At 34.3% G+C, this 25,406-nt stretch carries 22 protein-coding genes; 16 read left to right on the top strand and 6 right to left on the bottom strand.

The window, feature by feature from the left end:
* Positions 1–2: 2 nt before the first annotated feature.
* The 3 genes from LB449_RS06310 to LB449_RS06300 are packed head-to-tail and all read left to right on the top strand — an operon-like array spanning position 3 to position 4,729.
* Positions 3–689, top strand: coding sequence for an LOG family protein (locus LB449_RS06310; protein WP_224454222.1), 687 nt, complete (start codon positions 3–5; stop codon positions 687–689).
* 3 nt (positions 690–692) lie between these two features.
* Positions 693–1,916: a T9SS type A sorting domain-containing protein gene (locus tag LB449_RS06305; protein WP_224454221.1), complete on the top strand. Its 1,224-nt coding sequence runs from the start codon at positions 693–695 to the stop codon at positions 1,914–1,916.
* Positions 1,913–4,729, top strand: a complete 2,817-nt coding sequence (locus tag LB449_RS06300) for a gluzincin family metallopeptidase (protein ID WP_224454220.1) — start codon at positions 1,913–1,915, stop codon at positions 4,727–4,729. The genes LB449_RS06305 and LB449_RS06300 overlap by 4 nt, the downstream gene beginning before the upstream one ends.
* A 51-nt stretch (positions 4,730–4,780) precedes the next feature.
* On the opposite strand, the gene folE is transcribed toward LB449_RS06300, so the two are convergent.
* Both folE and msrA read right to left on the bottom strand, forming a co-directional pair.
* Positions 4,781–5,365: a GTP cyclohydrolase I FolE gene (folE, locus tag LB449_RS06295; RefSeq protein ID WP_224454219.1), complete on the bottom strand. Its 585-nt coding sequence runs from the start codon at positions 5,363–5,365 to the stop codon at positions 4,781–4,783.
* A 3-nt stretch (positions 5,366–5,368) separates the two neighbouring features.
* Positions 5,369–5,914, bottom strand: a complete 546-nt coding sequence (msrA, locus tag LB449_RS06290) for a peptide-methionine (S)-S-oxide reductase MsrA (RefSeq protein WP_224454218.1) — start codon at positions 5,912–5,914, stop codon at positions 5,369–5,371.
* Positions 5,915–6,087: 173 nt separating this feature from the next.
* Here msrA and LB449_RS06285 point away from each other — a divergent pair, with 173 nt between their 5' ends.
* From LB449_RS06285 to LB449_RS06230, 12 genes are all read left to right on the top strand, one after another.
* Complete coding sequence (locus LB449_RS06285) at positions 6,088–6,747, top strand: ABC transporter ATP-binding protein (protein WP_224454217.1); 660 nt, start codon at positions 6,088–6,090, stop codon at positions 6,745–6,747.
* Positions 6,731–7,507 carry a TIGR02757 family protein gene (locus tag LB449_RS06280; protein ID WP_224454216.1) on the top strand — a complete coding sequence of 259 codons (777 nt, stop codon included), beginning with the start codon at positions 6,731–6,733 and terminating at the stop codon, positions 7,505–7,507. The genes LB449_RS06285 and LB449_RS06280 overlap by 17 nt, the downstream gene beginning before the upstream one ends.
* 72 nt (positions 7,508–7,579) lie before the next feature.
* Positions 7,580–8,800 carry a GAF domain-containing sensor histidine kinase gene (locus tag LB449_RS06275; protein WP_224454215.1) on the top strand — a complete coding sequence of 407 codons (1,221 nt, stop codon included), beginning with the start codon at positions 7,580–7,582 and terminating at the stop codon, positions 8,798–8,800.
* The gene (locus LB449_RS06270; RefSeq protein ID WP_224454214.1) at positions 8,800–10,716 is read left to right on the top strand and encodes a BatA domain-containing protein; all 1,917 of its coding nucleotides are present in this window, start codon (positions 8,800–8,802) and stop codon (positions 10,714–10,716) included. Before LB449_RS06275 ends, LB449_RS06270 begins: the two co-directional genes overlap by 1 nt.
* Before the next feature lie 5 nt (positions 10,717–10,721).
* Complete coding sequence (locus LB449_RS06265; RefSeq protein WP_224454213.1) at positions 10,722–11,972, top strand: dihydroorotase; 1,251 nt, start codon at positions 10,722–10,724, stop codon at positions 11,970–11,972.
* Entirely contained in the window at positions 11,962–12,315 is a 354-nt protein-coding gene (locus LB449_RS06260; RefSeq protein ID WP_224454212.1) for a hypothetical protein, read from the top strand. Before LB449_RS06265 ends, LB449_RS06260 begins: the two co-directional genes overlap by 11 nt.
* Positions 12,316–12,972: an alpha/beta hydrolase gene (locus LB449_RS06255; protein WP_224454211.1), complete on the top strand. Its 657-nt coding sequence runs from the start codon at positions 12,316–12,318 to the stop codon at positions 12,970–12,972.
* 18 nt (positions 12,973–12,990) lie between these two features.
* On the top strand, positions 12,991–13,599 hold the full coding sequence (udk, locus tag LB449_RS06250; protein WP_224454210.1) for a uridine kinase: 609 nt from the start codon (positions 12,991–12,993) through the stop codon (positions 13,597–13,599).
* Between the two features lie 18 nt (positions 13,600–13,617).
* Positions 13,618–13,950 (top strand): FtsB family cell division protein, encoded by a 333-nt coding sequence (locus LB449_RS06245; RefSeq protein ID WP_224454209.1) that lies wholly within the window; start codon positions 13,618–13,620, stop codon positions 13,948–13,950.
* Positions 13,943–15,346, top strand: a complete 1,404-nt coding sequence (locus tag LB449_RS06240) for a methylmalonyl-CoA mutase subunit beta (protein ID WP_224454208.1) — start codon at positions 13,943–13,945, stop codon at positions 15,344–15,346. Before LB449_RS06245 ends, LB449_RS06240 begins: the two co-directional genes overlap by 8 nt.
* Before the next feature lies 1 nt (position 15,347).
* Positions 15,348–17,474 (top strand): methylmalonyl-CoA mutase, encoded by a 2,127-nt coding sequence (gene scpA / locus LB449_RS06235; RefSeq protein ID WP_224454207.1) that lies wholly within the window; start codon positions 15,348–15,350, stop codon positions 17,472–17,474.
* A gap of 94 nt (positions 17,475–17,568) precedes the next feature.
* Complete coding sequence (locus LB449_RS06230) at positions 17,569–19,095, top strand: GH3 family domain-containing protein (RefSeq protein WP_224454206.1); 1,527 nt, start codon at positions 17,569–17,571, stop codon at positions 19,093–19,095.
* On the opposite strand, the gene LB449_RS06225 is transcribed toward LB449_RS06230, so the two are convergent.
* The 3 genes from LB449_RS06225 to LB449_RS06215 all read right to left on the bottom strand — a co-directional run bounded on the left by LB449_RS06225 (position 19,096) and on the right by LB449_RS06215 (position 23,090).
* Positions 19,096–19,647, bottom strand: a complete 552-nt coding sequence (locus LB449_RS06225; RefSeq protein WP_224454205.1) for a hypothetical protein — start codon at positions 19,645–19,647, stop codon at positions 19,096–19,098.
* A 39-nt stretch (positions 19,648–19,686) separates the two neighbouring features.
* Positions 19,687–22,311, bottom strand: a complete 2,625-nt coding sequence (locus LB449_RS06220) for an AsmA-like C-terminal region-containing protein (protein ID WP_224454204.1) — start codon at positions 22,309–22,311, stop codon at positions 19,687–19,689.
* An 89-nt stretch (positions 22,312–22,400) separates the two neighbouring features.
* Positions 22,401–23,090, bottom strand: a complete 690-nt coding sequence (locus LB449_RS06215) for a queuosine precursor transporter (RefSeq protein WP_224454203.1) — start codon at positions 23,088–23,090, stop codon at positions 22,401–22,403.
* Positions 23,091–23,202: 112 nt separating this feature from the next.
* Here LB449_RS06215 and folK point away from each other — a divergent pair, with 112 nt between their 5' ends.
* Entirely contained in the window at positions 23,203–24,345 is a 1,143-nt protein-coding gene (gene folK, locus LB449_RS06210) for a 2-amino-4-hydroxy-6-hydroxymethyldihydropteridine diphosphokinase (protein ID WP_224454202.1), read from the top strand.
* Here the strand turns inward: folK and LB449_RS06205 are convergent.
* Entirely contained in the window at positions 24,337–25,386 is a 1,050-nt protein-coding gene (locus tag LB449_RS06205; RefSeq protein WP_224454201.1) for a flavin monoamine oxidase family protein, read from the bottom strand. The genes folK and LB449_RS06205 overlap by 9 nt on opposite strands.
* Positions 25,387–25,406 lie beyond the last annotated feature (20 nt).

The following is a 25,406-nucleotide window of genomic DNA, read 5'->3' as shown; positions in this document are numbered from 1 at the left end:
TTATGGTCGATAAACATCCTAAAAACTGGAATGAAATAAAAACAAATGATAGCTGGGCTTTATTCAAAATCATGAGCGAGTTCGTATATGGTTACGAACGCTTAAGTGAAATTGGACCTTGTGTTTCTGTTTTTGGGTCTGCAAGAACCAAACCGGGGGAAAAGTACTACGAACTGGCTGTGAAAGTAGCCAATAAAATAGTGGATCAAGGTTATGGTATCATCACCGGAGGCGGTCCAGGAATTATGGAGGCTGGAAATAAAGGAGCCAATCTTGGAGGCGGAACCTCCGTTGGACTTAATATCGATTTACCCTTTGAGCAGCATGACAATCCTTATATTGATGCGAACAAAAACCTTGATTTTGATTACTTCTTTGTTAGAAAAGTGATGTTTGTAAAATACTCTCAAGGATTTGTGGTAATGCCTGGAGGTTTTGGAACTTTAGATGAGCTTTTTGAGGCTATCACTCTTATTCAAACAAGAAAAATAGACAAGTTTCCTATCATCCTCGTGGGGACTGAATTCTGGAGTGGATTACTAGATTGGATAAAAACTACTTTGGCAGAAAAGCTTAAAACTGTGAGTATTGAAGATCTTGATCTCATAGAGCTTGTAGACACTGAAGATGAAGTCGTAGAAATTCTTGATAAATTTTACAATCAGTATGATTTGAGTCCAAATTTTTAATTCATGAAAAAAATAGTGTATTTATTTTTTGCTTTTCTTTTCACCCTGTTGAGTTTTGGGCAAGCAGAAATAAAGACTATGTTCTATAACTTATTAAATTTTTCAAGTGCTCCACCAACCAATAGAACAGAAATTCTGAATACGATATTGAGTACTTATCACCCCGATTTATTTATGGTTTGTGAGGTTGAATCGCAAAACGATGCACAAAAGATTTTAAATGAATCATTTCTTTATACTTCTGCGGAAATCGTTCAGTCCCCTTTTCTATTTAACTCCTCAGGGGCTTCCTTGATTCATCAATTGGTTTATTTCAATTCTGAAAAGTTTACCTTGAACTATACCGATCAAATAGAAACTAACGTTAGAAGTATAAATCACTATAGTTTTGAATTGAATACAAATTCTGAAATACAACTTGAGGTGTTTGTGGCTCATTTTAAGGCTTCTATAGCTTCTGAAAATGAACGTCTTTTTGAGGCTCGACAATTCATAAATTACATTCAGAATTTTCCAGAAGAGGCAAACATTCTTCTAGCAGGTGATTTTAATATGTATTCATCTTCTGAACAAGGATATCAGGTTTTATTGAATGGAACAAACGCTTTAAATATGATAGATCCAATAAATGCATCTGGAGATTGGAATAATAACGCCTCTTTTGCTGGTACCCATACCCAAAGTACTCGCACAAGCAGTGCAGAATTTGATGACTTTGGAGCTGGTGGAGGTCTGGATGATAGGTTTGATATCATGTTAATTTCAAACGCGATGATTTCAGAAGCGAATGCGATAACTTACGTTGAGGACAGCTATAAAGCCTGGGGAAATAATTCTAATTGTTACAATAATACTATCAATAGTAGTGATTGTGATGGAGAGTTTGGTTCAGAATTAAGAGAACTACTCTATCAGATGAGCGACCACTTACCTGTTGTGATGAATCTGGCAGTAAGTGGTAATTTTCTATCTAAACCATCATATGATATTACAGATTCAGTAACTTTTATCACTGGTAATATTGTTTCTCAAAATTTGAATCTAAAATTCAGTCCGGAATTATTGTTTTCAAGAAGTAAGATTTACAATGTTTTAGGACAAGAAGTTTTTAACTTTATCGTTTCTAATACAAATGAATCGATTGATACATCAACCCTATCTAATGGTTTGTATTACATGAGAGTGGAGCAATTACCAACAACACAAAAATTTTACGTAAGCCATTGAAAAATAGATATCTATTATACACTTTATTTTTATTCACATTATTTTCTGTTTCTGCTAGAGCACAAAATAAAGTGAAAGCAGAAATTATTACGTCTGAAAATCTCAAAACACTTACGATATTACAAACTATCACTTTCAAGAACACTAGCGAAACACCTTTAAGTTCTATTTATTTGTACAATTGGCAGAATGCCTTTTCAGATAAAAATAGTCCACTTGCCAAGCGTTACGCTCAGGAATTTGTGAGACGGTTTCACTTTGCATCAGACTATGAAAGAGGAGGAACGACCATCCATTCTCTGTCTTCATCAAACACCGATTCTAATTGGAGATTTGTCGAAGGCCAAGTTGATTTGATTCAGGTTGATATAAATAAAGAGCTTCCTCCTGGAGAGTCTATTGACATCAATCTTAACTACTCGCTTATTATACCAGATCAAAAATTCACAGGATTTGGATGGAATGATCGAGAACTGAATTTAAAAGATTGGCTCATACTTCCTGCAATACTGGAAGAAGACTGGATTTTATATAGCCATAAAGATTTAAACGATTTCCCGTTACAAAAATTAGATTATGACTTAAGTTTTGAATATCCGAACACATATTCTATTAAATCAATCTTCAATTCCAAAAAAGAAGAAAGTGTTCTTACAGGATATCAAAAAGTGAATCTGACAGGAGAAGCTTTAGCAGGAACAACTCTTTTCGTGAAACGAATTGATAATTTCGAATCTATACAAACCGACCACGTTAAAATTTATACTAATCTAAAAGACAGCTCATTACGTCCAGAAATTGAAGCTTTAATTCTAGATAGAATTGTATACTTTTTAGAGGATCAGTTTGGTGAATTTGGATTTGAGACCATGATGGTAACTGAGGAAGATTACAATCTTTCCCCTGTTTATGGACTCAATCAACTTCCTAGCTTTATAAGACCTTTTCCTGATGGCTTCCAATACGACATCAAAGTTCTAAAAACTTTAACCGATCAATATCTAAGACGTTCTCTTTTAATGAATACCAGAGAAAGTCAATGGTTCCTAGATGCCATCCTGGTAAAAGTTATGATGGATTATGTCGATGCCTACTATCCTGATGTGAAATTACTTGGTACATTCTCAAATTTCATCGGTGTGAAATGGTTTCATGCTTCAGACCTGATGTTTAATGATAGGTACAATTTTATACACCAAACAACTATCCGCCAAAACCTTGGACAACCTGTCGACTTTCCTCAAGATAGTCTTTTAAAATTCAATCAAAAACTATCCAATCCATATAAAGGAGGGCTTGGTTTTAAGTATTTGGAAGACTATTTAGGAAAAGATATTGTTAATGAAAGCTTAAAAATTTACTTCAGCCAGAATAGTTTAAATCGCTCAAATCCAGAGGATTATTTTAAAATAGTCTCTTCGCTTACTGAAAAAGATATCAATTGGTTTCAATCCAATTATTTGGGCAGTCCAAAGGATATTGATTTTAAAATCAAAAAGGTCAAAAAAATATCGGATTCACTTGAAATTGAAATTCTAAATAAAACCAGAAATTCAATGCCAGTCGCTGTTTATCAATTGAAAGATGACCGCATCATCTCCAAAAATTGGGTTGATGCGTTTAGAAACGATACTATAATTTATTTAAAGGATCTGGGAAGTGATCAGGTCGCTGTAAATTATGAAGGAATAATTCCAGAATTCAACCCTAGAAACAATTTAAAAAGCAGAGGAAGACTTCTTAATAAGCCATTACAGTTCAGGTTATTGGAAGATATTGATGATCCAAAATACAATCAATTGTTTATCACACCAGAGTTTACATACAATCTTTATGATGGACTTGCTTTAGGACCTAAATTATATAACACTTCACTTCTCCCAAAACAATTAAGCTTCAAAATCAATCCTAAATATGGGCTTACCAGTAATGCTGTTGTTGGTGGTGCTTCAATAGATTATACTCATTTTTTGAAAGGCGAAGATCTCTTCAGTGTGAGATACGGCCTGACTGGCTCCCGATTTTCGTATAATCAGGATTTATTTTACAGGCGATATTCGGGGTATATTAGCATGACTTATCGACCTGAAGATTTACGAGATAATGCCAGGCATAATTTATCTGTAAGAACAGTGAATGTTGACCAAGATGAAAATGAATTTGTAGAAACTGAAGAACCTAACTATAATATTTTCAATATACGCTATAACTTTTCTGATAAAAATTTGGATCGGTTTTTTACCACTTCCGTTGATTACCAAATAGCACAAAAATTCAGCAAATTGTCTTCTACTTTCAGTTTTAGAAAGCTATATAATAACAATAGACAGATCAACTTGCGCTTTTATGGCGGCTTGTTTTTATACAATGACACCCAAGATTCTAATTTTTTCAGCTTTGCCTTAGACAGGCCAACCGATTACCTGTTTGATTATAATTATTACGGAAGAAGCGAACAAAGCGGTTTGTTCAGCCAGCAGTTTATTATGGCAGAAGGAGGTTTTAAATCTCAATTTAATCAAAGATTTGTTAATCAATGGATTACTTCTACAAATGTAAGTACGACCATATGGAACTGGATTTTTGCTTACGCTGATGCAGGTTTTTACAAGAATAGATATGCGAATCCGAAATTTGTCTATGATTCAGGAATTCGTTTAAGTTTTGTTGAAGATTATTTTGAATTGTATTTGCCTGTATATTCTAGCAATGGTTGGGAAATAGGAGATGACAACTACGACCAAAGAATTAGATTCATTGTATCACTTGATTTAGGCACACTATTCAAATTATTTACAAGAAAGTGGTACTAAATTTATTTTTAGAAATTTCATTTTTTATTTCAAGTCGAGTTTAATCTTCTGCTAACCTATCAACTTTAAAAATTCATTTCTAGTCTCCTGATTTTTAAACTCACCCCTAAATCCTGAAGTTGTTGTCGCAGAATTCTGCTTTTGAACACCTCTCATCATCATACACATGTGTTGGGCTTCAATAACAACAGCAACGCCTTTAGGTTGTAAAGTTGTATTAATACATTCTAAAATGTCATGAGTCAATCGTTCCTGCACTTGTAATCGTCTAGCGAAAACATCCACAATTCTAGGAATCTTACTCAAACCAACGATTTTTCCGTTAGGAATGTATGCAACATGAACTTTTCCAAAAAAAGGAAGCATGTGATGCTCACAAAGCGAATATAGTTCTATGTCTTTAATCAAGACCATGTCATCATAATCTTCTTCAAACATAGCCCCAAGCAATATTTTCTCAGGATCCATTTCATAACCCTGAGTAAGAAACTGCATAGCTTTAGCAGCGCGCTCTGGTGTTTTCAATATTCCATTTCTGGATGGGTCTTCACCAATGTTTTTAATAATCGAAAGGTAGTTAGACTTTACTTCGTCAACAAAAGGTTGGGTATATTCTTCGTAGGTTTTATAGGGCATGATTTAGGATTTAAGTTGGTGACTAAACTTTTTTCTTAACGTAGCAAGCTTTGGTTCTATAATCAACTGACAATATCTGTTTTCAGTAAAATTATTATAAAAGTTTTGATGTTCTTCTTCTGCTGTGTAAAACTGAGATGCTTCAGAGAGTTGAGTCACAATTTTATCTTGAAAAATTTTTTCAGCTTCTATCTCACTAATCACTGACTCTGCAATTTCTTTTTGAGAGGCTGTATGATAAAATATTTCACTCCTGTATTGTTCACCAACATCATAGCCTTGTCTATTTAATGTTGTGGGATCATGAGTGGAAAAAAACACATAAAGCAATGTTTTATAATCAACAATTTCTGGATTGTATTCTATCTGGATTGCTTCTGCATGGCCTGTTCTTCCCATGACCACTTCTCTGTAGGGAGGATTTTTTATGCTGCCCCCAGTAAAACCTGACTTCACTCCTCTTACTCCTTCAAGACGTTGAAAAACAGCTTCTGTACACCAGAAACAACCGTTGGCGAAAGTTGCTAATTCAAATTTTTGATCTGACATAAATTATATTTTGTTGAACAAATTTACATATATATTAAACATCATTTTTTCATTTAAGGAAATATTAGTAGCTGGAAAAAATCTTATATCAAATTGGTTTTAAACTAATTGTAAAAGCTATTGTTTTTTTTAATTCAGATTTTATTCTGACTTTTGAATTTCAATAATAATTCATGATAAAGGCTAAACACATCAGCAAACACTACGGTGAGCTGAAAGTTCTTGATAATATAAATTTAGAGATTCAACAAAAGGAAATTATTTCCATTGTGGGACCTTCTGGTGTAGGGAAAACTACCTTGCTTCAGATCCTTGGTACATTGGAACAGCCAGATCAAAATAAAGACTCTTTTCTCGAAATAAATGGTCAGCAAATCAATGGGCTCAAGAAAAAAGCCCTGGCTAGATTTAGAAATGAAAATATAGGATTTATCTTTCAGTTTCATCAACTTTTACCTGAATTTTCGGCTATAGAAAATATTTGTATTCCTGCCTTTATAAAAAATACTTCTCGAGTCGACGCGGAGAAAAAGGCTATGGAGTTGCTTGGATATTTAGACCTTAAACATAGGGCAAACCATAAACCCAATGAGTTGAGCGGTGGTGAACAACAGCGAGTAGCTGTTGCGAGAGCCCTCATCAACCAACCTAAAGTTATTTTTGCAGATGAACCTTCTGGAAATCTTGACTCAGCTTCTGCTAACAAACTGCACCAGTTATTTCTGAAATTGAGAGATGAGTTTGACCAAACTTTTGTCATTGTAACTCATAATGAAGAATTAGCAGATATGGCAGATCGAAAACTAGAAATGAAAGATGGCCAATTTGTCTAAAATTGAAAATTTAAAACCTTTCCTTGATGAAAAAGCTTTGTTGTACAACCAATTCAAGTTCATTGCAACAGATCCGATTTCAATACCTCACAAATTTCAGAAAAAAGAAGATATTGAGATAATAGGATTTTTAATTGCCACCATTGCCTGGGGGAACAGAAAAAGCATTCTTAATAACGGCGAAAAGCTCTGCAAGATTCTTCAGTTTGAACCTTACGATTTCATTTTGAATCATACAGAAAGTGACCTTGAAAATTGCAACGGGTTTGTACATAGAACTTTTAATGCTCATGACTTGAAATATTTCATAAAGGCGTTAAAATACATCTACACCAAACATCAGGGCTTAGAATCTGTCTTTTGCAAGCACCAAATTAAAGACTCTCTTCAACCAGCTATCCATGAGTTCAAAACCATTTTTTTTCAGCTTGATCATGAGCAAAGAACAGAAAAGCACGTTAGCGATCCTGAAAAAAACTCAGCCGGTAAGCGCATAAATATGTTTCTCCGCTGGATGATAAGAAAAGACACAAATGGAGTGGATTTTGGTATTTGGGACAGCATTTCCCCATCAATTTTATCCTGTCCACTCGATGTACATTCCGGAAGAATTGCTAGAGAACTAGGTCTTTTAAATAGAAAACAAAACGACGCTAAAGCAGTGAAAGAACTGGATACAAATTTACGCCGACTAGATCCAATGGACCCTGTAAAATACGATTTTGCACTTTTCGGACTCGGTGCTTTTGAAAGCTTTTAAAATAGGTGCAAAACCCTATTTTTTGTATATTGCGTTTTATAGATATTTAGAATCAGTTTATATAAAGCTTAGATGAAAACCAATCCCAAAAATGAATCCAAAAGGATCAATGCACTTAAGTCCTTAGATATCTTAGATACATTACCGGAGCAAGAATATGACCAGATTACAAAACTTGTTGCTTCCATATGTGATACTCCAGTGGCTCTCATTTCTTTAATTGATGAAGATAGACAGTGGTTTAAATCAAAAATTGGTACCGATTCTTGTGGAACCAAAAAAGAATATTCTTTCTGCAATTTTGCCATCAAATCTGATGATGAAATCATGGAAATATCAGATTCAAGAGAAGATGAAAGATTTCAAAAAAATCCGCTGGTAAGTGGTGATGAACAAGTTATATTTTATGCTGGTGCTCCTTTAAGAGATAAAGACGGAAATGCGCTTGGTACGCTTTGTGTGATAGATCACCAACCTAGAACTTTATCCGAAAAACAAAAAGAAGGCTTATTGTTCCTAGCCAATCAGGTCATTAAATTATTTGAGCTTCACTCCATCAATAAGGGACTTAAAAAAACTCAAAAGTTACTAAAGAAAAAAAACAATCAATTAAGAAATTTTGCAGGAGTAGTATCTCATGATATGAAAATGCCACTTGCCAATATGATTGTTACTATTGATATCCTAAAGGCAAAATATAAAAGTATTCTTGATGATTCTGGGGTGGATTACCTCGATAATCTAAAAAAATCATCATTTCAATTGAGTGACTACATTACCAACATTCTTACGCACTACGAAAGTGATAATATTACTAGTAATGAAGATTCATTAGAAGTATTTGATGTACATACATTGGTAGAAGATATTGTTGAAATGCTAGATATAGGAGATGATTGCGACATATCATTTCCCGAAGAAAGCATAGATATATTTACCAACCGTGTAGCTCTGGAACAAATTTTACTTAATCTGATTGGTAATAGCCTCAAATACAATGATAAATCCAAAATAGAAATTGATATCGATTTCAAAAAAGAATCAGATTTTTATAGATTTTTTGTAAAAGATAATGGTATTGGAATTCCGAAAGACAAGCAAAAGGAAATCTTTAATTTATTCTCTATAGTTGCAGAAAATGATAGAAAAGGCAATAAAGGAAACGGAATTGGACTATCTACAGTTAAAAAAATGATTCACAACCTGGGAGGCGAGATCAAAGTAAGCTCTGTAGAAGGCAAAGGAACTACTTTCGAATTTACAATTGAAAGAACCAAAAAGCTTGAGGATTGATGATTTTTGAAAAGCCAGATGTACTCTACTTTCTTCTTTTACTCATCATTCCCATATTAGTTCACTTATTTCAGCTTAGAAAATTTAAAACTACCAAATTCAGCAATGTTGCGCTATTAGAGCGCATCAAATTACAATCCAGAAAAAGTTCAACCATAAAAAAATGGTTAATATTAGCCACCCGACTTTTAGGCTTGATTTTTTTGATTCTTGCCTTTGCAAAACCAGTTATACCTTCATCAGATAATGCGTTACAGAAGGATGAAACTATCATCTATTTAGACAATTCATTTTCCATGGAATTGCCAGCAAAACAATTGACTTTACTCGAAGAGGCCAAGCAAAATTTATGGGGACAACTCAACCAAAACCAGCGATTTTCACTTTTAACCAATGATAAGGTTTGGAAAAATGTCACCAAAAACGATATTAAAGCAGATTTCTTTTCTATTGATTTTGCTCCCGTTCACTTCAGTTTTGAGAACCTATTGCTCAAAGCTGAGTCTATGTTTGAAGACCAAATGTCTAGCCATAGTTTAATTATTATTACCGACGGACTTAACTTTGAAGATAAAGTTCGCCTGAAGCCTGAAAGCGGAACAGACATCAATTTGATCGTAAAGTCCCCCTCATCGTTAGAAAACTTCAGCATTGCTTCCGCTCAATTGCAAACAACAAATACATCAAAAACATTACTGGCCGAAATTCGATCTTACAACGTATCAAACAAAGATGTGACAGTTTCATTGATGGATAATGAAGAACTCATAGCCAAAACCAAAGCCAACTTTGAAGAGTCTACATCTACAGTTATAAAATTCGATGTATCAAATAGAGATTTTAAAAAAGGGATATTGGAAATTGAACCTGATGTCATGTCCTACGATAACAAGTTATTTTTCAGTTTAAGGGAAGAAAAGAAAATCAATATAATAGCAATCAATTCTTACGGTCAAAAATCATTTTTAACTTCAATCTATAACACTGAAAAATTTAATTTTCAGGAGTTTTCACTTGGAAAATTCGATTATTCCAAAATTTCAGATGCAGATCTTTTTATATTAAATGAAATCGATGATATCAATCCTATACTTCTAAGTAGGATCGAAGAATTTCAGGACAATGGTGGAACTTTAATAATTATTCCAAACAAAAATACAACTCCTGCCACGTTCAAAGGACTTGTCAATAATTCAAACATTTATCAAAGCAGCACTTCAGAGCAAAGAGAAATTACCAGCATCAACTTTGATCATCCACTTTTCAAAAATGTTTTTTCTGAACAAATTCAAAATTTTGATTATCCATCTACTCAAATGTTTTTAGAAATAAATTCTAGCTTCTCACCTATTTTGAAATACAGCAACGGACAATCGTTTCTAGCTGAAAAAGATAATATTTATAGCTTTTCATCAGCACTAAACACCGACTTATCAAACTTCACAAATTCTCCACTCGTTGTCCCTGTATTCTATAATATCGCCCTGGAAAGTAATGTAAGACCAGAATTGTACTCGATTATAGGTGAAGAAAATAAAATTGACATAAAAACAAATCTTAAAAAGGACGAAATACTAAAACTTGTGAATGAAAGTCAGCAAGTTATCCCACAACAAACAAAGCTTGGAAATGTTGTTCAAATCAACACACAGTATCAGCCTAAGTCTACGGGGCACTTCCAACTGAAGCAAAAAGATTCAGTTCTGCTCGATTTAAGCTTCAACTATGGTCGAATTGAGAGCGACTTTAATCCTATGGATCTTAGCACATTGGAGGCCAAAACATTTTTATCAATACCTGAAGCCTTTAATTCTTTTACAGAAAAGAGGAAAATCCTTGAGCTTTGGATTTGGATGCTTATTTTTGCAATTGGTTTCTTTCTTACAGAGCTTTTAATCTTGAGATTTTTAAAATAATGCCTATGCCTTCCATACTTTTAAAATCTGCGAAAATTCTGGATTCAGAAAGTTCTTATCACTTAAAAACCAAAGATATACTCATTGAAAATGGAGTTATATCTCAAATTGAGGATTCTATAAATACTGGAGATAGGATCATAACATATGAAAATCTCCATGTTTCCAATGGCTTTTTTGACAGTTCAGTATCTTTTGGTGAACCCGGTTTTGAGGAAAGAGAAACACTTGCAAATGGTGTAACCACGGCGAGAAGATCAGGTTTTACTGGTTTCCTTCTCAATCCAAATTTAAGTCCCGTTACCGATTCTTATTCTGCTGTAAAATTTTTGCAGCAACAAATCGATCCGCAACTTATCAATATTAAACCTATAGGGGCCCTTACCAAAAGTTTTGATGGTAAAAATCTAGCAGAACTGTATGATATGCAGATGGCTGGGGCGGTGGGCTTTTACGATTTTAAAACATCTATTAAGAATGCTAATTTGTTAAAAATAGCTCTTCAATATGTAAAAAGTTTTGATGGATTGATTTTTTCTTATCCTCAAGATCAGTTCATTGCTGGTATGGCTCAGGTGAATGAAGATGAATTCACGACCTATATTGGCCTTAAAGGAATACCGAATTTAGCTGAAGAGCTTCAGATGGCAAGAGATCTCTACATACTGGAATATACAGGTGGAAAACTACATATTCCCAATATTTCAACTAAAGCTTCAATTCAATTGATTAAAGAAGCTAAAGCAAAAGGTTTGAATGTAACTTCGAGTGTAGCATTACCGCATTTATTTTTTACTAGCAATCGACTTGAAACCTTCGATAGTAAGTATAAAATTCTACCCCCTTTAAGAACTGAAGACGATTGCGTAGCTTTAAAACAAGCTGTTCTAGACGGCACTATAGATATGGTTACTAGCGATCACGAGCCTATGGATGAAGAACACAAGGAACTGGAATTTGAGAATGCAAGCTATGGAAGTATTGGTCTGGAATCGGCATTTTCAGTTCTGAACAGCTTATTTGGTGTCGAAAAAACTTCAGAATTATTATCCAAAACAAAGGCGCATTTTGGACTAGAAACTTCAAAGATTGAGGTTAATCAACGTGCAGATTTAAGTCTATTTGAACCAAATTCAGAATATAAATTTCAAAAAGAACATATATTCTCAAAATCTAAAAACAGCATTTTCCTTCATGAAAATCTCAAAGGAAAAGTTCTGGGGAGTATTTACAATAATTCGTTTTATGAAAATTAAAAAAGAAAGGAGCGGTAAAACCGCTGCTATAGTAGCTTATTTTACAATTTTCGGGAGTATTTTAGCGCTTTTGCTAAACTCTGCTGAAAATAAGCACGAATTTGCAAGTTTTCATATAAGACAAGCCCTTGGAATCAATTTTCTGATAATTTTTATTAGTATAATAGTGAGCGGGATTCCAGAAACTGTAAGTAATCTTCAAACAATAATGATCAGTTCTCCCCTTTACTTGGGTTATTCTATCCTATGGTTTTATGGGTTTATTGGTGCTGTTTCTGGAAAACAAAATAAAGTTCCATTAATTGGAAATTTGTGTCAAACCATTTTTAAAAAACTGACTTAAATGACAACTAAAAATTTATCACTTACACACCTCATAAAACCTTCTAGTTTATCTGGGAAAGCTCCACTAATACTCATGCTCCATGGGTATGGCAGTGATGAGAATGATTTGTTTTCGTTTGCCAGTGAATTGCCAAGTGAGTACATGATTATCTCTCTAAAAGCTCCGCATTCGCTCCAACCTATGGGGAATGCCTGGTATGCAATCAATTTTGATGCACAGCAAGGAAAATTTAGTGATGTAGAACAAGCTATAGAATCCAGGGAGTTGGTCAAGAAATTTATCGACGAAGCTCTTGAAGCTTATCCCATCGATTCTGACAATATTACCTTACTTGGTTTTAGCCAAGGCACAATCTTAAGTTTTGCTTTGGGTCTCTCCTATCCTCATCTTTTTAAAAATATTATTGGCTTATCTGGATATGTAGACCCCAATATGTTGAAAGCAGGATATGAGTCAAATGACTTTAAACACCTTCAAATTTATAATTCTCATGGGAGTTCAGATCAGGTGATCCCCGTAGAATGGGCAAGAAACAATAAGCCGTTTTTAGAAAAGCTGGATATTGATTTGACCTATGAAGAATATCCTGTGGGTCACGGTATCAATCCACAAAATTTCAAAAGCTTCAAAAGCTGGCTAGAAAAGAATAATTAATTTTTACACGTATTTATTATGCTTATTATTGGCATTGCCGGGGGAACTGGAAGTGGAAAAACCACTGTAGTGAACCAAATTATAAACGAACTACAACACGACGAAGTCGATGTGATCTACCAGGATTCCTATTATAAAGATTTATCGCATCTTCCCATGGAAGAAAGAAAACGTATCAATTTTGATCATCCTAAATCTATAGACTTTGATCTTTTGGTAGAACACTTAAAGATTTTGAAGTCCGGTAAATCAATTGAACAGCCTGTCTACTCTTTCCAGGAACACAACAGAACAGAAGAAACCATTACAACCAAACCAAGAAAAGTAATGATAGTTGAAGGTATTCTTATTTTCACTCATCCCGATATTAGAGAGATGTTTGATATTAAGATTTTTGTGCATGCAGATAGCGATGAACGCTTAATGAGACGTCTTAAACGAGATATAACTGAACGTGGAAGAGATCTAGATGAAGTGTTGAATCGCTACAAAACTACTTTGAAGCCGATGCATCAGCAATTTATAGATCCCACTAAAGAATATGCTGACATCATTATACCCAATAACCGATTCAATACGGTGGCTATTGATATTGTTCAAACTATTATTAAGGAAAGACTCCTCTAATTTTAGTATCTTACAATTATGAAGTACAAAGACTTAAAACAAAAGCCTTGGTTCAAGTTTATGAGTAACAAGTACGTGCTTGTGCTGACGGTCTTTGTCGTATGGATGTTATTTTTAGATAGTAATTCCTGGCTTATTCACAGAGAATTGAATCAAGAAATTGATGAAATAAAAGCCAATAAATTATATTATCAAACAGAAATACAAAAAGATAAACAAATTCTTAATGAACTTAAAGATAGCATTGAAATAGAACGTTTTGCCAGGGAGACCTACTTTATGAAACGTCCCGATGAAGATGTTTATATAATAGAATACGAAGACAGTTTAAAAACTGATAAAGATGAGTAAAAAATTATTTGATGAATTCGATTCTGTGTCAGCAAAAGCATGGAAACAAAAAATTCAAGCAGACCTGAAAGGTGCAGATTACAACGAAACTTTGGTTACTTCTACTGATGAAGGAATCGATATAAAACCTTTTTATCATGCAGATGATCACGATTATGATTTTTCGCTTCCAGAGTCACCTGCCTGGCATGTTACTGAAAAACTGTATCTCGAGAACGTTGAAATTACCATTGAAAATGCGCTTGATGTTATAGAACGTGGGGCAGAAAGTTTATGGATTATTGTTCCTGAAGCTAATGATAAGAAATTAAAGTTTTTTGAAGCCCTTAGCAGTCATAAAACACTCCTTTATATTGAAGTTTTATTTGAAGATCTGGATTTTTTTGAAAAGCTAAATTCCCTACTGATTAAACAGAATAAGACTGTATTATTTGGATTTGATCCAGTACACCAATTGGCTTCCTCAGGGAATTGGTTTAAAAACCAAAAAGAGGATTTTGATACTTTTTTAAAAATAACACAGTTTTCAAGCTTCAAGAATCATATAAACGTTGATGCAAGACTGTATCAAAATGCTGGTGGTCTCATTATACAACAACTCGCTTATGGGTTGGCGCATCTTAATGAGTATCTTAATGTTCTTGAACATTCTGGCAACAAATTGAAATCGATTAACGTCAATTTTATTATTTCTCAGGGTTCCAATTACTTTTTTGAAATTGCAAAGCTCAAAGCTTTTAGACTACTTGTCAATAGTTTGGCTAAAGAATTTAATATTGAAATTGATCTCACAATAATAGCGGAACCGAGTAAGCGAAACCATAGTATATTCGATTACAACATGAATATGCTTAGAACAACTACAGAATGCATGAGTGCAATTTTAGGTGGGGCTAACTGGGTCAATAATTTAGCTTACGATGAAATTTTTCATAAAAGAAATGAATTTGGAGAACGAATTTCTCGAAATCAATTACTGATTTTAAAACAAGAAAGTTATTTTGATAAGGTTTTAAATCCCGTAGATGGAACCTATTATATTGAGAATCTCACCAGGGAATTGGCTGAAAAAGCTTTAAGTATCTTTAAAACGATTGAAGCCGGTAAAGGTTTTATTCATCAATTGTTTGAGGGAAAAATTCAGAAGAAAATAAAAGAAAGTGCAGAAAAAGAACAAGCCAAACTAAAAACTGGAGATTTCATTCTTGTTGGTTTAAATAAATATGAAAATCTTGAAGATAAGATGTCTCAAAACTTGGAGTTGTTTCCATTTTTGAAACAGCAACAAAGAAAAACACTCATTGAGCCTATTCTTGAAAAAAGATTGGCAGAGCCTATTGAAAAAGAAAGACTAGAAAAGGAAAAAACAAATCCATCTTCAAAACCGAACGCGTAGTATGGAAAGAAAGGATATACAGCAGATGACTCTAAAATCGACTCCTCGTAAAGAGCATATCGAGTCATCAAAATTTAAAACTGCAGAACAAATAAACATCAAGTCTTCATATGCCAAAGAAGATCTGGACAAAATAGAGCATAGAGATTTTGTAGCGGGATTGGCTCCAAACTTACGCGGACCATATTCAACGATGTACGTCAGAAGGCCCTGGACCATCAGGCAATATGCTGGTTTCTCTACTGCTGAGGAAAGCAATGCTTTTTATAGAAGAAATCTTGCTGCAGGCCAGAAAGGACTTTCAGTAGCTTTCGATTTACCCACCCACAGAGGATACGATAGCGATCATGAACGGGTCGTTGGTGATGTTGGAAAAGCTGGGGTGGCCATAGATACAATTGAAGACATGAAGGTCTTGTTTGACCAAATTCCGCTGGACAAGATGTCTGTATCCATGACTATGAACGGTGCTGTCTTGCCTATTATGGCTTTCTATATTGCAGCTGCTGAAGAAACTGGTATAAAACAAGAACAACTTTCAGGAACCATACAAAATGACATCCTAAAAGAGTTTATGGTTAGAAATACTTACATCTATCCGCCAACACCTTCAATGAAAATAATTTCAGATATTTTTGAATTTACTTCTCAAAATATGCCAAAGTTTAATAGCATTAGTATTTCTGGTTATCATATGCAGGAAGCTGGGGCTACCGCAGATATCGAATTGGCTTATACCCTCGCAGACGGACTGGAATACATCAAAAAAGGATTGGATGCAGGTATGGACATCGACACTTTTGCTCCAAGACTTTCATTTTTCTGGGGAATTGGCATGAATCATTTTATGGAAATCGCCAAAATGAGGGCGGCAAGAATGCTCTGGGCTAAAATGGTAAAAGATTTTAAACCTAAAAATCCAAAATCATTAGCCTTGAGAACACACTCGCAGACTAGTGGTTGGACGTTAACCGAACAAGATCCGTTTAATAACGTCGCAAGAACCTGTATTGAAGCAACTGCTGCTGCCTTGGGCGGAACTCAAAGTTTACACACCAATGCACTGGATGAAGCTATTGCTCTACCAACAGATTTTTCCGCAAGGATAGCACGAAATACACAAATTTACCTTCAGGAAGAAACAGGGATTACAAAAACTGTAGATCCTTGGGCTGGAAGTTACTATGTTGAAAAATTGACACACGATATTGCTCAACAAGCCTGGAAGCATATTGAAGAAGTCAAAGAACTTGGAGGAATGACCAAAGCAATTGAAGCTGGAATTCCTAAGCTAAGAATAGAACAAGCGGCCGCGAAGAAGCAGGCCAGAATTGATAGCGGAACTGATAAGATCATCGGGATCAATGCCTACAGATTAAAGCAGGAAGATCCTATCGTTACTCTGGAAGTAGATAATCAAACTGTGAGAAGACAGCAGCTGGAGAAGCTTTCGAAAATTAAAGCAGAACGCAATGATGAAAAAGTAAAGAAAAGCCTACAGGAACTCACACGCATTGCTAAAGAAGAAAATGGTAATCTGCTAAAAGCTGCAGTAGTTGCAGCCAGAGAAAGAGCTACACTTGGCGAAATAAGTGATGCTCTGGAAGAAGTGTATGGCAGACACCAAGCCAAAATTCAATCATTTAGTGGAGTATACAGCAAAGAAATGAAAACAGATAAATCCTTTAGCAAAGCACAGGCTCTAGCCGATGAGTTTGCAGAAAAAGAAGGTCGCCGTCCGAGAATTATGATTGCTAAAATGGGACAGGATGGCCACGACAGAGGAGCAAAAGTAGTTGCTACAGGTTATGCCGACGTTGGTTTTGATGTAGATATTGGACCCTTGTTTCAAACACCACAGGAAGCTGCTAGACAAGCAGTAGAAAATGACGTTCATATTCTTGGTGTATCTTCTCTGGCAGCAGGTCACAAAACTCTGGTGCCTGAAGTTATTGCTGAACTCAAAAAACTTGGACGAGAAGATATTATGGTGATTGTAGGTGGAGTAATTCCTTCCGCAGACTATAAATTTTTATTTGATGCTGGTGCAGTAGCAGTATTTGGCCCTGGGAGCAGGATCAGTGATGCAGCGATTCAGATTCTAGAAATCTTAAACGATAGCTTTTAAAATCAGTTTAAAAATTCAAAATTTAGGAATAAGTTTTGCACAAAATCAAATTATTTAAACACAATGACGAGATCAAGTCATTCAAAAAGTAATCATGGCTATAATTGGTAATATTATAAAAGGAGTAATAAACCTAAGGAACTCTATTTCCCCAGAGACTGATCACATTAAAAATCAAAAAGAGACTTTAAATTTTTTGCTAGAAAAAGCAAAAAAAACAGAATTTGGAAATCATTTTGAATTTTCAAAAATTTTAAATTCAGTAGACCCCTACAAGAATTTCAAGTCAACTATCCCTTACTTTGATTATGATAAAATACACAACGATTGGTGGCATAAACTTCATGAGGGTGTAAGTAATGTAACGTGGCCAGGAAATCCAGATTATTTTGCCTTGAGTTCTGGCACAACTGGTAAAACCAGCAAGCGTATTCCAGTAACGGATGACATGATAGAGGCTATCAAAAATGCAGGAATCAAACAGATATTAGCAATAGAAAACTTTGATTTGCCTTCCGATTTTTTTGAAAAGGAAATAATGATGTTGGGAAGTTCAACTGAACTCCAGGAAAACAATGATCACTTAGAAGGTGAGATTAGTGGCATAAGCGCAAGTCGAATTCCATTTTGGTTCCGTGGATTCTATAAACCAGGGGAAGAAATTTCTAAAATTGACGATTGGGATGAACGCGTCCAGAAAATTGCTGAAAATGCTAAAACCTGGGATATTGGAGCCTTGAGTGGCATACCGTCATGGATGGAATTGATGATGGAAAAAGTCATTGAATATCATAAGGTGGATAACATTCACGATATATGGCCAAACTTAAAAGTCTATACCACAGGAGGTGTAGCATTTGGTCCTTATGAAAAAAGCTTTAAACGCTTGACTGGAAAACATGTTCATGTCATTGATACTTATTTAGCTTCAGAAGGTTTTATTGCCTTGCAAACTCGTCCTGAGACAGATGCTATGCAATTGTTGACCGACAATGGAATATTCTTCGAATTTATACCATTTAAACCGGAATACATAAACCAAGATGGTTCTCTAAAAGCCGACTCTCCGAGTATATCTATCGAGGATGTAGAACTTGATCAGGATTATGTATTGATCATTAGTACGGTGAGTGGTGCTTGGAGATATAGCATTGGAGATACCATACAATTTACAGATGTTGAAAAAGCTGAAATAAGGATAACAGGAAGAACAAAATTCTTCTTAAATACCGTTGGTTCTCAATTATCTGTCAACAAAATGGATGCAGCCATGAAGGAATTGGGAAATCAATTTGATATGGAAGTATCAGAATATACCATTTGCGCCAAACGTGCAGATGATAACGAGTTTTATCATTTTTGGTACTTAGGCACTTCAGATACAAGTTTAGACTCATCTGAAGTAGCTGAAGCGCTTGATAAGGCTTTGAAATCTGCTAACAAAAATTACGAGGTGGCGAGAACCAAGGCTCTAAAAGGCGTCAAAGTCAATCTTGTAAAACCTGATGTGTTTTATAACTGGAATGCCAGAAATAAGAAAAAAGGTGGACAGGTAAAAATGGAACGGGTTATGAACGTGGAAAAATTCGGTGAATGGGAAAATTTTGTACAAAAGCACTAACTAGCGCTCTTGCACAATTTCCATAATTTCCTCTGGTGATAAATAATATCGTTTAATTCTTTTCTTGTAGTTTTCATCAATATCTGCGTGGTCGAGTATGAAATTTTTGGTCTTCAGAATATAGTCTTCCATACCTTGGTTTACAGCGAAAGTATCTGCTGCTCTTTCGGCCTCAACGATATGTTTTTCAAGATATAAATACTTGATACCAAACCAAATCATATTGAATTTACCACGATGTTGATAATCCAAAATATGACCTAATTCGTGGCCCAACCAACCAATTAAGACTTCAATTGGAACATTTATAGTTTTAAATTCCTGACCAGAAATTTTAAATTTTTCACTTATAAAAATAAAATATTTGCGCTTAGCCCTTGGTTTCAACAAACTTTTGAAGTCTGGCTGAGCTTGCATCGTAGATTTTTTTATATCTGATTTAAACTTAAACGTAATTGACGTCTCCTTTAATTGAGGAAAATAGCTCAAAGCCAGATTGACCTCACTTGCTATAGATTCTGGATAAATATGAGGATTTTGAATATTAAACATAAATGGATCAACTATTTGAATGTATGAAAACAGGCCTTTTTAATTATTCTTTTTCTTTTTAAATAGTCCTTGTAAGGCGTTTTTGACATTTTCCTTAACTTCCTCTTGAGAGGTAGAAGTTGAATCTTTTGGCTTTTTATCGCCTCCTAACAAATTATTGATTTCTTTTCCAATTTTATCTTTAACTTGATTTGTTGCCTTTTCTTTCTGTGCTTGAATAATTTGATTGGTCAGACTAGAAATGGCTTTGTCCATACTCAAATTAATTTTTGGACTTGCAAATGAACCTGAAAGATTTACGGGCACATCTACATTGAATTTACTTATATCGATATTGCTCAATTGAGCAAGTTGGCCCCCTATTTCATCACCAAAATATTTTGCTGGAATATTAAATTTTAGATTATAATTCATTGTATTGTCAAACGAATGACTTCCAGAGACATCCACTTTAACATCATCAAGATTAAAATCAAAATTATCTGCATTGATAGCTCCATTTTTAAAATTCAATTTTGCCACTAAGTCTTTGATTTTGTACTTGTCAAAATTTAAAAGTTTAAATTGGTTATTAAGATTGGATACTAAAGCCATTTTGCTTTGATCTACCTCGGCATTGAGTATAGTAGCTAAAGCATCACCTGCTAATGAAGTATATATTGGCATCAAATCTTTGGTCAAATCCCCTTTCAGATTGATACTAGTTGTTGCGACACCATTGAGCACTTGTGCAATTGGGGCTAGTCCTTTAATCAACTCCATCTGCTGTACAGCTTCTATAATTTTGATGGTATTCAAACTCATTTTCATATCAAAATTGGGAGTGTTCTCTTTTGTAGAAACACTACCGTTTAATTTGATATTTCCACCAAAAATATCTGCATTAATATTATTTAAGACTGCACTTTCATTCTGTAAAGCCATGCTGCCTGTAACGTTCTTAAGGTTCAGGTTATCATAAATCACATTTTCAGCTCTAAAGTTTAAAACGATGTCTAAAAAATCTGGAATCTTAATTTCCTCTGTCTTCTCAGTTGTCTCTATCGTTTCGTCAGAATTTGAATTTCCAGAAGCTGCTACTTCAGTATCGCTTTTCACCATAAAATCAGCAATATTGAAGTTTTGAGATGTTGCATCAAAAGTTCCTTTCAAAGGTTTGTCTGCAAAAGCAAAACCCATCAGATTACTTAAGTTTCCATTCATTTTTAAATCAGTCGAACCCGCTACCATCTCAAATTTGTTCAATTGAATTGCTTTAGTCGTAAAATTGACAGTAGCCATCTCAATATGTATAGGTTTAGCTAAATCTGGAGAGTTATAATCAAATTTTGATAGTTGAAGTAAACCTTTTGCAACTACCTTATCGTAAGCTTCCTGTTCTATGGAATTCATGTCAAAATTGGTCACCAAATCAACATCTAAAAACCCACTTAAATCTTGTTCTAAATCAATAGGATAAGCTTTTTTAAGGTTTGCCAAATTCAACCTCCCTTTAGCTTGAAGATCAACAAGCATATTGGTAGTCAAATTTTTAATAGAGCCATTTCCTGCAAAACGATCCTGGTCTATTCTGAATTTGACATCGTTAAAATTGATGTATGTATCTTCAACAAGTCCACTTTCATTTTTTAGTTCAATATTAAGTGAAATATCATCAACTTTTTTGGGCAGATCGGTGTATTGAAAAGAAGCATTTGAACTTGAAGCTGTAATATCTAAAGTTGGGATATACGTCTCATCCACTTTACCTTTAATAATTCCGTTTAATTTAAAATCGCCTGTTGTAGTCACTCCATCAAGGTTGGAAGCGTAAGCTTCAGGAATCAAAGCCAAAAAGTTTTTAAAATCTGATGAAGGCGTAGAAAACTGAAGATCTATGTCATTATAATTTTCAAATAACTGAACATAACCTTCAAATTCTAATGGTAATTGATTTACAAGAACTTCATTGTCTAGAAATGTGAACTTCATATTTTCCAAATCCATTTCGAGGTCTGCATCTAAAACTATAGAATTGTCTTTTAAATAATTGGTTCCATCAAAATCAAAAGAGACTTTAGAATCGGTATGTGTTTTAAGAGTAAAAACAGATTCCGCAAAGTTCCCATCACCACTATGATTAAATTCCTTGAGCTTTAGAAAGATATTTCCACTTTCATCTAAGTAATTAATCGTAGATGAATTGATTTCGTAATGATTTAAATTGAGTTGAAATGGTTTTTCAGTTTTTTTTGTTTCAGTATTTTCTGAAGTTTCCGAAGCTTCAGTAGTTTTAGCAATATCATAATTAGAATTGCCAAGAGAATCCACCTTCACATTGATCAAGGCTTCATTTAAATATATTTGGTCGACTTTCAAGCCTTCATCTTTAAAAAGCTGCATAACTCCCATGGCTATATTAAAGTTTTTGGCGTAAACTAATGTATCTCCCTCGAATGGGGATTTATTTATCACACTCACATCTTCAAGCCTCAAACTTGCGTTAGGAAAATTTCTAAACAAACTTAAATCTAAGGAAGCCCATTCAATCTGAGCATTTACATTATCATTAGCAGCCTTTTTAACCATTTTTTCTATGCTCCCTTTGAATAATATTGGGGTAAGAAACAAAGCAATGATGAGTATTAAAATAACAACACCAATAATCTTAAAAGCCTTTTTCATAAGTAATAATTTGAAGCTAAAATTACGTAATGGCTTCTCGTTTATACCAAAAAAAGAATTAAAATTTAGAATTGTTCAATTTTAGGAAATTAGGATTCTTGAAGCTCTTCGCCTTGCTTAAGATTAAATTTTTTTCGAAACAAATACACCACCAAATATAAGAGGGGTGTATCAAGAAGAGCAATAAGAGCCTTAAAAAGAAAACCACTCAAGAGCAGACCACCAAAAAGATCCCATTCCAATTCTCCAAAAACTGAAAGAAGAAAAACTACTGCAAAAGTATCTACAAATTGTGATGAGAATGTTGAGAAGTTATTCCTTAACCAGAGGTATTTCCCTTTGGTCAATTTTTTCCAAAAATGGTATACGTAGATATCAACATATTGTGCTAGAAGATAGGCCATCATTGAAGCTGCCACTGCAATAGTTGTAGAACCAAAAACATTACTAAAAACTTCGTCACCCACTGGTGCCCAAGATGTAGCTGGAACCGCATTTGCTACCAAAATAATAAGGAGTGAAAAAACGGAAGCAAAAATTCCAATGGTTACAACTTGGTTGGCTTTCTTTTTACCGTAAATCTCACTTATGGAGTCTGTGATTAAAAATGTGATTGGATAAGGTAACACGCCTACTGAAATTTCAAATCTATAAAGTCCAAAAAAATCCCAATAGAAAAATTTTTGAAAAATTAGATTGGAAACGACCAAAGATGTTATGAATAATGCAGCAAGTATTAAGTAAATGCGATCTGCAGAAATTTTTTGTAATGCCGTCAACTATAATTGGATTTGATATTTACCTTTGTGGCAAATCTAAGCTGTAAATTTTAAATTCAATCCATTTTGCAGTCGATTGTAAATCAATATTCATTAAAATTTTCTTAACAAATTGAATAGGACCACCACTACGTATATTGCTTTAGGAAGTAACCAAGGCGACAAATTACATTGGCTTATAGAATCAATTGATGCAGTTTACAACACAGTAGGTGATGTCACACGAGTTTCAAAAATATATAAAACACCGGCCTGGGGGTTTGAAGGTGAAGATTTTTTGAATGCTGTAATTGAGGTAAAAACCAGATTTTCTGCTGAAGTTACTTTAGAAAAACTTTTGACAATTGAACTAAACCTTGGGAGAGTAAGAACATCTAAAACAGGTTACCAGGCCAGAACAATAGATCTTGATATATTGTTTTATGGAAATTCAATTATTGAAACCAGCCAACTTACGATTCCCCACCCAAAACTTACTGAGAGAAATTTTGTTTTATATCCTTTGTCTGATTTAGTTCCAAAAATGAATCACCCTACCTTGAATCAACCCATTTCTGTTTTGGTTGAAAAAAGTGAAGATGATTCCCCCATTGAAACTGTTGCAGATAAACTGGAGCCCAAAGTTGCATCGTTTAGACAAGTGAATTATTTAACAATTGAAGGTAATATAGGTTCTGGAAAAACAAGTTTGGTTGAAATGATCGCTGAGGATTTTAATGGAAAGTTGATTTTGGAACGTTTCAAAGACAATCCATTTTTACCTAAGTTTTATGAAGATCAGACGAGATTTGCATTCCCTTTAGAAATGTCTTTTCTAGCAGATCGTCATCAGCAATTGATGGATGATATCTCACAATTGGACTTATTTTCAGATTTTGCTATTTCTGACTATAATCCTAATAAATCACTTATTTTTTCGAAAGTGACTCTTCAAGAGGATGAATATGCATTATACAAGAAGATATTCAACATCATGTACAGCGATGTTCCAAAGCCAGATGTTTATGTCTATCTCTATCAAAATATTGATCGTTTGCTGAGTAACATCAAAAAAAGAGGTCGTGATTATGAGCAGAACATAACTCCAGACTATCTCAAAAATATACATGAAGGATATTTGAATTTTTTCAACTCTCAGAATAAAATCGATGTGAAAATTATAGAAATTACAGATCTAGATTTTGTCAACAATCGGGAAGACTACTTATATCTTTTGGAGAAAATCTCTGAAATCAATAAAAAAGCGTCATCCTAACTTTTTCACAAGCAATTTTGCGACTTCCATCCCACGATGTACAGCACCATCCATATAACCTGGAGTTTGTGCAGCAGTCTCCGATGCTGAAAAATATAGGCGATCCCCAAAAAACCCTTCTCTTAACTTAGGATTCCCATTGTTTTGATGGGGAACAAGAGCTTGTGCCTGCTTATGGATTGTAAAGGCTTCGTTTCTCCAGTTTACATCTGCATAAGCTTTTATATCAAATGTCTTTTGATTGAAGGTGTCGCTTAATTGATTGAAAAGTCTATCTCTTCTGTTTTCTTCTGTAAGTACAGAATAACCTGCATTTAAGAAACCAACAAGTGCATTCTGTTCACGATCCTTATCACTATGGTCATACATTTCTTGAACGATTTGCTGAGGACTCATCAATGTTCCTATATATCTATCGTTTTTCCAAAAATCTGAATCAAACGCCACTGAGAATTTAATGGAATCTGACATCCAGGTATGTGTGTTTGAAATCAAGTCTTGAAATGACTGAGGCAATCCCGGCTCAAATTCAATAGTATCTGCAATCAGTTGCAAAGGAATTGTGAGTATAAGGTAATCGGCTTTAAATTGATTTTTCTCAGTTTGAACAACGAAAGAATCAAAATAACTGATAGATTTTACGTTTTCATTAAAATGAACTTTGCTGGTTTGTTTGTGAAACAAAGCATTTATAAGAGTTGAAGATCCAGCTTTAAATTTGAATGTAGATGATTCTTGATTTGGGATTTGAAAGCGTTCTAAGTGGCCCTTAGGTCGAAAATCATAAATGGCCTCCCTTCCATTTTCTTGTGTTTTAAATGGAATTTCCAATTGATTAACAAGAGCCATAAGACTTGTGTGTTGAGGACCAAACCATGTTGCCCCCAACTCTAGCTGGCAAGAGTTGACCTCTTTTGTATAAATACGACCACCTAGTCTTGGTCTGGCTTCTAAAATTTCTACATCATATTCTGAATCCTTTAAAGCGTAAGCTGAAGTTAAACCACTTAACCCTGCTCCTATTATTAAAACCTTTGGCATCTTTTTTTATGCAAATATCA

Origin of the sequence: Psychroflexus lacisalsi, from assembly GCF_020164495.1 — a bacterium.
Classification (GTDB): domain Bacteria; phylum Bacteroidota; class Bacteroidia; order Flavobacteriales; family Flavobacteriaceae; genus Psychroflexus; species Psychroflexus lacisalsi.
The sequence above is the reverse complement of the archived record's forward strand: the minus strand, read 5'-3'. Positions and strand labels throughout refer to the sequence as shown.